Annotated in this window: 6 protein-coding genes; 2 read left to right on the top strand and 4 right to left on the bottom strand. The window is 39.3% G+C overall.

The window, feature by feature from the left end; all coding sequences use genetic code 11:
* Positions 1-170 precede the first annotated feature (170 nt).
* From D5018_RS18915 to D5018_RS18900, 4 genes are all read right to left on the bottom strand, one after another.
* Positions 171-833 carry a 5'-nucleotidase C-terminal domain-containing protein gene (locus tag D5018_RS18915; protein WP_121840548.1) on the bottom strand — a complete coding sequence of 221 codons (663 nt, stop codon included), beginning with the start codon at positions 831-833 and terminating at the stop codon, positions 171-173.
* Between the two features lie 284 nt (positions 834-1,117).
* A complete protein-coding gene (locus tag D5018_RS18910; RefSeq protein ID WP_121840547.1) occupies positions 1,118-2,329 on the bottom strand; it encodes an endonuclease/exonuclease/phosphatase family protein in 1,212 nt (403 codons plus the stop codon).
* An 80-nt stretch (positions 2,330-2,409) separates the two neighbouring features.
* Positions 2,410-5,244, bottom strand: coding sequence for a hypothetical protein (locus D5018_RS18905; protein ID WP_121840546.1), 2,835 nt, complete (start codon positions 5,242-5,244; stop codon positions 2,410-2,412).
* Between the two features lie 16 nt (positions 5,245-5,260).
* Positions 5,261-6,610, bottom strand: coding sequence for a hypothetical protein (locus D5018_RS18900; protein WP_165905112.1), 1,350 nt, complete (start codon positions 6,608-6,610; stop codon positions 5,261-5,263).
* Between the two features lie 178 nt (positions 6,611-6,788).
* Here D5018_RS18900 and D5018_RS18895 point away from each other — a divergent pair, with 178 nt between their 5' ends.
* Together D5018_RS18895 and D5018_RS18890 are read left to right on the top strand one after the other, a co-directional pair.
* Positions 6,789-9,506, top strand: a complete 2,718-nt coding sequence (locus D5018_RS18895; protein WP_121840544.1) for a hypothetical protein — start codon at positions 6,789-6,791, stop codon at positions 9,504-9,506.
* 112 nt (positions 9,507-9,618) lie between these two features.
* Positions 9,619-11,835: a class I adenylate-forming enzyme family protein gene (locus tag D5018_RS18890; RefSeq protein ID WP_121840543.1), complete on the top strand. Its 2,217-nt coding sequence runs from the start codon at positions 9,619-9,621 to the stop codon at positions 11,833-11,835.
* Positions 11,836-12,051: the final 216 nt, after the last annotated feature.

The following is a 12,051-nucleotide window of genomic DNA, read 5'->3' as shown; positions in this document are numbered from 1 at the left end:
CGAAAAATCAAATACGAGTGGTTATCCATTAGTGCTTACGAAACTTACTCGAAACTCAAAAAAGCAGTCGAAACCATTTTGGATAATTATTGCTCAAAATATGAGATAACTTTTAGTTAGGTACTTATCCCCCTCACTCAGAAGTGAGGAGGGAGACATAAATTCTAAGTTTACTTTTCTATGATTTTTTTCATATTAATGCTGTAAACCGCAAAGCCTGGATATTTCGCCTTAGCATCCAGTTTTTTCATTGCTCGACGTTTGTTGGCTTCAACAAATTCAGCGGCTTTTTTACTGTCTTGCGTTTCAAAACGAATATCTAAAGCGATGTCAGTTTCGATGTTTTTGAAATCCCAGTTATTGTCGGCAGCAGTGTCAACTTCGCTCGAAGACTCGCCAGTCTCAGCTCTATAGCCTGATTTTTCTTTGATGTAATCAATCAATACTTGGCGGTTTTCAATGGCATAGTCTGCAACAATATGGTCTTTGCCAGTTCCCGCGAACTTTGAACCATAAGCTCTGTAGTTGTTGGTCACGACGATAAAGTCTTGTTCTGCTAATTCTTCACCTTGAAGTTTGGTGTCACCTTTGGTGTAAGTTAAATTAACAATACGCTTGCTAACACCGTCTGCATTTAGCTTTTTACAATCATTGTCGTAATTGGACGGTTGGGTTACGTCAATTTGATAGGAAACGCCTTCGATGCTGTCAAAGTTGTATGTGCGGTGTTTTTCACGTTCGACAAGGCTTTGTGGTTCAGTTGAATTTGGATCTATTTGTTTAAATTGATTCGCACTACACTCAAGCCATTCTTTTAATCTCTTAGGGTTCAATTCCCCGCAGCTCGCTGCGGTTTGTAACCCAAAGAGGTAATGTTAATACCCCGCTTTCGCTTGCGAAAGTCTGAGCGTAGCGAAGACAGCTTGCTGCGGGGATTATTTATTGTGCTTAAAATAAATGTTCAGTGTTATAAATCTATGTTTTGAGCAAAAGCTACACACTGCATGTTGAATGAAAAGAGAACTAAGCCAAATTGTGGATCTGAATGCGGAATAAAAAGGGAAGAAGTAATTGGAGGGATCGTGGCTCCTAATACGAAGCCACGTTTCAAATATTGTTATTTACTGATTTTAATATCAACCCAAACTAAGCGATGATCAGAAGATACCGCTTTGCCTTGGTTGCCTTTTTTATCTTCAACTAAGTAACGCAGCTTAGAACCTTTCTCAGGCCAGAATACTCCCGTTTCACTAACGGTTAGATTGGATGACGGTAGAGCATAATCTAAACGCAATGGAAAAGTATGAGTCCAGTAAGCTGGGTTACCTTTAGTGCTTTTTTTAGTTTTATATGCAAGGCCACCTTTTGATGAAGGAACATCAATATATTGAGCCGCTTTTTGGTGAACTCTAGGATGCTTTAATAACTGCAATATAGATCGCTGATAAGAATCTCCATCAATAGGATCGGCATTAAGATCGCCCATAACCACAAAGGCATCATCTGACTTTAAACCACCTTTATTGCCTTGGTCATCAACAAGGTATTGATTGTTGTCAGCGCTGATGTAATCGCTGAATAAGCGGATTTCATCATGGTTACGACGTCCATTGCGATCTTCAGGTCCATCAAACACTGGTGGAGTTGGGTGCATGGCAAGTACATGAACGGTTTTATTGCCAATAGCCACAGGCAAATCAATGTGATTTTTTGATGATAACCGCATGTGCTTTAACGTGTGTTCCGAATAATAACTTGAGCCGTCTTTTTTCACTGGTAGCGCGGCGTTAGGCATATCTTTCCAAAGGAATGTCTGGAAGCTACGCAAGTTGTCGGTCTTTAATGGATATTTTGAAAGTACAATAAAACCGTATTGACCGTGGTACATGCCAAAGCCATAAGTATCAGCTGGAACCGTCACCTTACCATCACCATTGAGATCAACTTCTGCTAGTCCTGTATTGGTTGGTGCTATGTAGAAATATGGATACTCAATAGGCTCTGAGCTATTGTGGGATTGTGCTAAGTAGTTATTTAAAAAGTCTCGTACTGATTGATCATTCTTACCAATACCGTCATGGTCAAATTCATTGATTAAAAGGACATCAGGGCGAGTACGTTGAATGATCTCAGCCACGTTTTTGATTTGTTGGTGTTTGCCTTGCGCCATTTCATCAGCAAGCTGAGTCGCGGTTTTACGGTCAAATGAGGCATTAAAAGTGGCAAAGCGTACAGTGGTTTTATTCACGTTAGTTTCAGTTTCTTTTTGGTTACAAGCTGTGGTGACAGCCATTGCTAAGCAAACGGCGGCAAGGTTTTTTAGTTTCATGGTTATGATTATGATTTAGCTGTATAGGGCACTTTATGGCATAACTATAACAGTTTGATGGCATGACCCAAATCGCTTCTTTAATTAGGGCTGGCTCTAGGTTTTGATGCTGGCGGTAGTGCTGGCCATTGCTCTTCGTCTACTAAATTAACACTTTCGATAAACAGCCGAGTTTGTGCAGTGAAGTGTTTCCAATCAGCAATAGAGTGAATAATGTCTTTATCAGCTTGAGCTGCCACTTCAACCGTCACTTTATGTAAGGAGATAGTCCTTAATCCATCTTGTCCTTGTTTGTTTATTTTGTGCAAGTTTAATACCTGCCCCCTTTGTTGGTAAATCTTAAGGAGATTGACAGTAAATTGTTCCAATGTGGTGTATTTATCTTCTAATGGCTTTATTTTCTCAACTAATAATGTGATTGAAGTTAAAAACTCCTTGGGAAGTAAAGTCAAGTCAAACGTGTTGATAACCCTTAATACTTTTCTGCCTTCTGTTAAATAAGTGTCCGCTGATGATTTTAATTCAGGTAGTTCAGTTATTGCTTGTTGAAAACTGTGGTCTAAGTGCTTTGGAGCTAGCTCCCCAATTGATAAATATTCTTGATATCGCATCACTTTTCTTCGATGCAATAGTAGTCTATCAGTCATGTTTTTACCTAAGAGTAAATAGATTTCTAATAGATTTAACTGAGCTTGCTGCTTCCTAAATTCATCTTCTTTTGAATCTATCGTTTCGATGCACTCAGCTAAGCTGGATTTTAAATCTGTATGACTGCATGTAAATGCCATGAGTAATTCACTTTCTTCAACGTCTTTGGTTTCCGCTTCAGAAAGTGAGTCAGGGATTTCGTAATGAGTACTTTGCTTATTGCAAGCAGCACTAGGTTTAGAACGCTTATGATGTTTTGTTTTTTTATTATGATGTGAGGGGGGGGGGAGTGGTTTTTGCTTTGTTTGCCACCGTTCTAGCTCAGCTTTTGCTTGCTCTGCTTTTTGATATTCTGCTTGTAAGTAAGCGTCATATTGTTGCTGTGCATTGATTTCTTCAAGAAAACTTCTCTGTTCTTGCATCTTGCAGTCTGCTTCAATATTTAGACAGAGAACTAACAAGGCGAGCAAGCTACGATTCAGTTGGTATTTTTGTAACTCTGCTAATGCTTTTGTTGATTCTTCTGATGATAAGGCGCTTGTGTCTACTCCCCCAAATTTGCTTATGGAGCTTGTAAAATCAAAATCGTTTACGCCATATAACTTTAAAAACCCCTGTTCATTACTGACTCTTATAGCTAAAACAAATTGGTAGATGGTATTGTCGAATCTTATTCCTCGAAGATGATTCATCCAGAAACACTCCAAGATCTGAGTGAATGTTGATATGGGCTTCGTTAACATTGATAAGTCTATGGCGGCATCGGCACATTTGTCTAATTGCTGAAAGATATATGGCATTGAAATTAAATCATTACATAGTAAAGAAAATCGTAAACGCCATACCCAGTAATTGAGTGTTTCTGGTTTTGTTGTTTTATCCCAATTGCTCCATACGCAATCCATTTTGGTTAACTCATCACCAAATATATCGATGATTTGATTTCTGAGAGTAAGATAGAGCAGAGCTTGTTGAGTTGGAGGTAATGTATTGCCTAAGTCATCACACTGCTCTATCACATCAACCGCTGAGAATAATGTGACACTAGAGTGGAGTTGGATGTTTGGTAGTTGCTCAGGCGTAAATACGCAATGTCGCCGTTGGCTTGTGGTGAAAGCATTGTAAATTCCAATTACTTGGGTTTGAGCCTGTAATTTATGGATGTTTAACAATACTGTATTATCAAGATATTCAGATACCATCAACTCTAAAGATTTTTCTTGTTGCAACAAACGGCTTGCGAAGGCTTCAAAATTATCAGAGCTTTGTGCAACTAAATCGGTATATCCAACGAGAATGGTGAATGATACATAAAGGTGAGTATTGAGGACCTCTGTGTTGCACTGCCCTTTATTAAAGATGGCATATTGTGCACTGGGATTGGCCTCTAGATATGCTTGATATCTTGCAAGTATATCTTTTAGTTGAAATTTAAGCTCGTCTGATAAATTTCCTGCTGCAAATTTTCTTGCTAAAACTCGCCATTCTTGGCAGCTTATTGCTAGCGCATTTAATCCTTCTATTTCATAGCTTAGTGTGGAGCTGTCCCAAGTTTGTTGGCTGGATTTTAATCGTCCACTTTGCCGCTGATGCCTGATCGTACTGTCGGCGAGGCGACGCTTTAATCCATCTTTTTCTGTCTCAAGTTGTGCTGATACTCTTTCTTTGTCAGAGATTTCTGATGTAACAGTTTGCAGCTTATTTACTTTGATAAAGTAAGCATCTTTAACTGAAACAGGTGTACTTACCTCGCTTGGTTTTTTTAAGGATTCTGCCGATTGAGTTTTAGCTACGGGTGATTGCACACTTGATGTTGCTTCAAGAGATTTAGGCTCTGAATCAGAGGCTGAAATGGCGGGTTGTTTTTCATCGATATTCGCGAAAGTTTGGTTTTTCTTTCTTTCTTTAGCTCGTTCTTTAGTTCGCCTTCTTTTTTCTCGAGCTTTTTCTTTTTGATGCTCTGTTTTTGGTTTTCTTCCTGAGGTTATGAGGGGGTTGCTTGCGTCATGATTTGTTGATAACTCAGGGAAGTCAGTAATTTGATCAGGGTGATGCCTTAAAAGAGTAACTGCTGTGGCTTTAGAAGCGGGGATTTTGGCATCGGCTTTGTTTTCAACAGATAAAAAATCAGCGACTTTTTCGGACTTTGCAGGTGTTAAAGTTGCGTCTTTAAAAGGAGCACCATCTTTTGGAACATCAACTTTGCTTCTTTCTGAAATATTAGGCTTTATTTGAGCTGTGAGCTGGACGGGGTCGAGACTGGCCATTGATATTCTCCCCGTATTAAGTTTGCTGTTGATCTTCTGGAGCTAATTTAAGCTTCTTATAAATTTGTTCAATTGGCATTTCACAAAATTCTGGCTTTGGTTGCTGGTGATAAACACCGAATTGATGGATAAGTTCTCCATCGCTATCAGTACTCCCTGCATATTTAACCAAGCAATTATCTATAGGATGAGTGTACTTTAATTCACTTGAAGTAGGACGTGAAAATATGTACCTTTTAGGCACGAAAAACTGCTGTCCCTCAGTCAAGCGTGAAACTTGTTCTGGTGATATTTTGATATAACAGCTCATTTTGGCTATTATCTTTTTGTCATTGACTCTGTGCAGCATATCAATAGATGACTCAGCATCTGCGAAGTGAGAGTTGCCCAGTCCATCAACTGTCTTACACGCTTCACGAATACCTTGTGGATCTATTGTTTCAAAAGCGGATATTCCCTCATACGAGACGTAATCCCTACCATCAGTTAAGTACTCAGTATTATTTTCATCAATTATTCCTATAAAATGATAGTCAACAGGTTGCAATTTAGGGTTTGCTGTTGATGCTTGTTTGGCTGCTAAAGGATCGAAATCCTGAGGCTTTGCATGGGAAGTAAATGAATCCATCGTAAATTTATGAGCCCTAGATGCAGCTTGTATTGCTAAAGCTTTAGAGTGTTGATATCCGGCATGTACACTGCTTTGAATACAAATGCCAACAAGCTTTACTGTAACAAACCTTAACATTCTACTTTTTTTTAAAACCGTATCTTTAAGTAGTTCGTTGAGTTTTTCTTCACCGTATTCTTGTAATGCGCGTGCTAGCAGCGCAATGGGAATTTGCTCAAAAATACTCAAGTTAGGTCCTACAATCACCAAAGAAATTGCATAATTTGTTGCTACAGGTAATAGTATTTTTGACGCCTTTATCATTGATTGAGTACAGCCTTGGCCTTTTAAAAAACTATCAACTATGCGTAATGTTATATTTTGCTGTCTCTCTTTTGTGATTTTTGTTCCGGTGCTTTGGCTTTGAAGTGTCTGATAGGCTGCAATCTGTCTATACTTTTTACTTTTTTTAGGCTCATGGTGAGTTGCGATTTTGAGATCGTTGCCATCGCTAGGGAAAGCACAGTCAAGAATGCTGCCACCCAAATATGTAATTGCTACAGCTGTAGCCGCAATGGGTCCGCCAAAAAAATTAGCAACGAAGCTGTGTACAGCGCACTTAGCCGTGGTTTTAATCAAATAGGGGGACATGGGGAAACTACAACCAAAAGTATATTTATTACTTTCAGTTACCCCTAGAGATTGTGCTACTAGAAATGGCTGAGCGAATTGACTGCTTGTTATCAGATTAGACAAGGTGATAAAGATTCGTTAACGATTGTAATACATAACTATATTATTCAAATGCTTAACCATTGCTGAATAAGATTTTTATGAAGCATTTCTTTTCTTTGAGATGTACAAAATTTAACCGTCAACGGTCTTCATTTATGTTACAAAAGTCATTAAATATATTGGTATATAGTTAATAGCTATGGCTTCAGCAATAGATGAATCGACAGAACTGGTTAAAGAGTGCTGGCCAGAATTTGAACATGGCCCCTCTGATAAACAAGAAGTAGATGAAAGGTGCGCCAAGCCTGTTGATCCTTCACAACTAATCGGTAGCTTTCACTCCAGTGTCTCTCATGATGAATCGAAAATAACCAAACTAAAAGATATTGAGCAAACAGCAGTTTGCCATAAATTAACGACACCATCTCTTGAGAAGCTTCCAACCTCGGCAAGCGATAAAAAGTTTCGGATGACGCTTAACCCTGACCATGTTTCTAATAAGCTTTGTCGAGCCGATTTAATGGATAAGTTAAGGCAAGCAAGTGGTAAAAACTCAAGTATTAGAGGTTATTCTGATGAGGCTGGACCAGAAGTATTGAATCTAATTGCTGTAGGTTTGAGAACAGCGCTTGAAGAGTTCAACCGAATAAGAATGGCCAAAAAGCTGAATGAGCCTCAATTGCAGCAGTTCTATCTGCACTTTTCAGAGCTTGTAGAGGGCTATCGTAGTTTTAATAAGATAAATAAGGTGGAGTATGTTTATGTGTTACATGATGGGCAATATGACGCTCGTATTAGACTGCAACACATTAGAAGCCTGATTTCCATCTTGAGCATAAGGGGGTGGAAGTCGGAGAAGCAATTCCCTAAAGTAAATAATGTAGTATCAGCGCTTAGGGCCGAGCCCCTAACAAATAAGAGAGTAAGAGAGCTATTCGAAACCTATATTGACTTTTGGTTCGAGCAATTTGATCATTCATTATGTCTTGATAAAATTTATAAGCAGTTCCCTCCTAACTATTTATCCGGTCAGGGCATTTTTGCTGACCATATTCCGTCAATTCGCATCCACGCTCTGAACTTAATTTTGGCTCTAGGGGTAATGTCAGATGCTTTATGGGTGGCTCAAGATTCATTAAGTGAAGCTGAAGTCTCAGAAGTAAGATTATTTCTTGGTGATTATTGCAGATCGGCATTTGATTTTATGGATTATAGCTGGAGCGCAAGTATAGAGCCCAAAGCAAAAGTATATTGGTTTGAACGACTCAAGATTTGTTTAAGAGCTAATGATTTTAGTTTAATCTCGCTTGTTTTTAGTCAATTAGATCAACTGGGTGGAGCATGCTTGAAGTTGGAAGAATATTTTCATGAACTTACACGATTTGGTGATTTTCTACTGTCTGCATTTGGTGATCCTGATACGAGTTTTCCTGACTTTTATAACACAGTTTGCATTGCTCGAATGTTGAATCAGAGCTTTCATAAGGGCACCCTTGAACATTCATACTCAGCACTTTTTACTCCGGAACTGCAGCGATATATAAAAGCGCAAGAAGAAGCAACCGATGAAGAGAGAGCACAAGGAACTGATGAGCATAGTTCTATTAAGTTTCAGCATTTAAAGGCAGTTGTTGAAGGCGTAAACATATTCAAAGAAGCAGTGATTAAAATTATCGATACGGTTTCAAAATTTGAAACGGAATTTATGGAACGAGCTGAAGCAGATAGAGTACTGCAGTTAGAAAGCCAGCAGATCCTTGAAAAAGGGCAAGATGAACTTCCCCAATGGATGAAAAAAGACAAAGCAAAGGCAAGGGCGAACCCTCCCAAAAAACAATCAAAGCACAAGAAAGGCTGTAAGAAAAAAGCAAACGCTAAACGCCCCATGGTAACTAAGGAAGAAAAAAACGATAGTATGGATGGATTATCACTTGCTGCTACTGAAACCACTCCTAGGGTCGAAGACATCGTAGATCAACTGGGCAGTCAAGTTAGGGAAACTTACAAAACGAGTCTTAAAGACTTAAAGGAATATATTAGTGATCGTCGTAACCCTCCAACTAATAAATTGAAAGCCCACCTGTATGTGATTGATTGTTGTTTATGCCATAGCTTTGATTTGATTAAGGCCATTGTCCGGTGTAAGAAAAAGTACCTAAGCTCTGTATGGCAGACCAGTTTAGAGTTACAGCAAATCAATAGTATTAAACAAAAAAGACAAGAGCGACAACAGCAACAACAGCAATTAGTGAGCTTGCAAGAAGAATTTGAAGAAATGGTAAAAGATGCCAATGCCTCCCTAGTTGAATTACTTCAGAGTGATACAAAACGCTTAGAGGGTGATTTTCAGATCGCAATAGAGCTTACTTTGGAGTCTTTACAACACAGAGAATCGAAATTGTCAGCGTTGTTAACCTATCAAACCAAAGAGCAAAAAGTATCGATAGCCAAAACTGATGAGGTAAGGCAGAGAATTCAAGAGTCATATTGGTCTGTAACAGTAAAACTACCTGAGACTAAAAGCGCAGCATCGACTGCGCGATTTTGCCCTCCGATTAGGGAAAGAGTTCATCGAGGTGAGGGAGATGCCTATAGTCGAAGATTTCAAGAAAACTTTCTTGTTGGTGCCGATAATAGTGCAAACATAGAGAGAGCCCTCGAAAAGGCGAAAAGGTTGCCGCCTCGGCAAGTGCCACAAGCTACATTAGGTGATTTTTTTCAAACTCACTCACAGCGCCAACATAAACCCAAACCCAAACCTCAATCTAAAAAGGAATTACTCTCTGCTCAACCGCTTGAGAAAGCTCAATATGTAAAAGTTGAAGTTTTAGATTTGGTTTTCCAATGGCGTGAAATCACTGAAAAATTGAAAGGTTTTAGTTTTAAGCTCAAAGACAGGAGGGCTCAGGAAAATTAGAACGCAATATTATTAGAAGCCTAACGTCTAATTCATAGGGAAAAAATATTTATTTTCAGGGTAGTGATCTCATATGGTGTTTTCTCTTTTTTTTGAATAAAAAGGTAACGATATGAGTGCAACCCCGCCGCTGAGTAGACCTGCTCAAGACAGCTTTCAAGTCTCTACCGAAGCCGTAACAGAAAGTTTAAAAAATGAAGAAGCACAACTGAGTCGTGGTGACGGTGAATCACCTATGGCTGTTACTCAATCCAGAAGTAGTGCTTTAGAAAGTTTTCATTCCAAAGAGCCTGATAGTGTTGTGGCAGTTAGTAAACTGGATTATGAGCCTACAGCTGAAGTTGTTGCCCCGCCTGAGAATCTAGATATGGATAGTCGACCTTGGACGAGTATGTACTCTGAAAGTGTTAAAGCAGCTGTAGAACAATATAAAACCTTAGATGAGTATGTAAATTCATTGAATTTAGAATCATTACTGGATTGTTGGAATGAAATTGCTTCTCGCTCACCTGATCAGGTTGCATTTAGAGGAGGGGATGCGGATCATAATGTCACATTTGGCATGCTTGCCAAGCAAAGTTCAGCCTTGGCCGCTTATTTTCAGGATTTAATGCAGCAACCCAACTCAACCCTTAAAGTTGGCGATAATATCATGGTTGTAATGCCGTCTTGCCCTCAAATGATTGTTACAGGAATAGCGGCGATGAAAGCTGGGTTATCAGTTAGCTTTCCTGTTCCAAGCACTGATGAAGTGGCATTAACACATCAACTAGAGCACCAGATTGAAAATACTGAACCGAAAATTATTGTCGCCTCAAAAGTGCCTGCAATGGCTAAAGCCGTTACTTCTGCATTACGACGAATTGCTGATAAAGAAGAGGGAGATAGAACGGAATATTCCAATTTTGTAAAAGAAAGAAAAGTGACAAGGTTTGAATCTGGTATTTGGGATTGTGTGAAAGTCAGGAGGAATGCGCAAAGTTTGAAAGAGTTTGTTGCGCCATTACCCTTTATTAAGAAGTTAGAGCATACAAAAGGTGCGAAAAATTTGGGTGACTTTTTACATGCAAATCGAACATTGGCAAATCCAGCCATACCTCAAAAAGATGATCCTGCGGTGATTTTGTTTAGCAGTGGTACAACTGGTAAGAGTAAAGCCATTGTATTGACCCATCGCAATCTGCTTGGTACTGCGGCTCACTTATCTTTGTGGTTAAAAGCCGAGGCAAGAGGCATGCCTAATCACCCTAAAATTCATTTTGCATTACCATTGTCACATGCCTTCGGTTGTGGTGTTGGTTTTGCTTTAACTCCGATGATAGGAGCGGAAACCACACTAACCTTAAACCCCAGAGATCCAAAGATGCTAAGAGCATCGCTAGCACAAGGCCCATACGATATAATTTTTGGGGTGGATAAATTGTACAATGGCATGATTAATCTAGCTGAAGATGCTCTTAAAGCACAATATGCTGATAATCCACCTGCTTATTTACTTTCGGGCGCTTCGAAAACGGTGCAGTCCACGAAAGATCGCGTGTTGAAAGTTTTTGGTACACCACTGATTGAAGGATATGGTTCGACAGAGTCCTCGGTTTGCATGGCAATACAATGTATCAAGCTGGGAGATAATCGTTATTTGCCTTTGCCTTGGGCTGACATACGCGTAGTCCCTAAGTCTAAATTTAAGTTGTTGGATGAAGGCTTTGATCCAAACGCTGTATCGTCGACCGTGGGTGAAGAAGGCGAACTGATATACAGTTGTAACCTTGCTAAGGAATATTTAAATGATCCCAAAAAAACAGCTGAAACTTTTATAACTTCTAAGGATGGTCGCCGTTGGTTGAGAACCGGTGATCTATGTCGACTCAATAAGGACGGTACATTTAATATTGTAGGTCGAATGAAAGAGACGATCATTATCAATGGTGAAAACCTCAGTCCAGATGATATTGCTAATACTCTTGTTGGTGCGCCGAATGTGAATTCAGCATTTGTATTTAGGATGCCTAAGTCCTTACAAGACCAAAGTGGTGATGATTGTGTTGTGGTCCTGGTACAAGGAAATAACATCGACAAAGTCGAGGTGCTTGATCAAATGAAGAGTAAGGGGGCATCTCAGCAGCAAAGACCGAGAGAAGATAATTTACTTGTTTTTGATGATAGTGTTACTTTCCCTAGCACTACAACGATGAAAGAGAGACGTGTGGAAATGACAAACATGTGTATTAGTCTATTAATGGAAAAAGAAATAAAACAAAAGTTTACTGGAGAGCAGCTGCAAAAAGTTGTCACTGAAATTCTTAAAGATAATTCTTCTTTTGTGTAATGAGCTTACTGTTTATAAGGGCGTGTATACCCACGCCCTTATATACTCGTGAAACCTCAAGATGCAACTTTCAGGGCTTATTTGGCGTTGGGTGTGGGTCTTTTAAATCGACACAGTTATCAACATCCGTATAACCTCTGTTTGGATTGCTTTTTGTGATATTCCCAATATTTTTCGAGATCACCACTCGACCTTAACGACCTTAGTTTTAATATG

Origin of the sequence: Parashewanella curva (assembly GCF_003675895.1) — a bacterium.
GTDB classification, from domain to species: domain Bacteria; phylum Pseudomonadota; class Gammaproteobacteria; order Enterobacterales; family Shewanellaceae; genus Parashewanella; species Parashewanella curva.
This window is presented reverse-complemented; position numbering and strand designations above follow the sequence as displayed.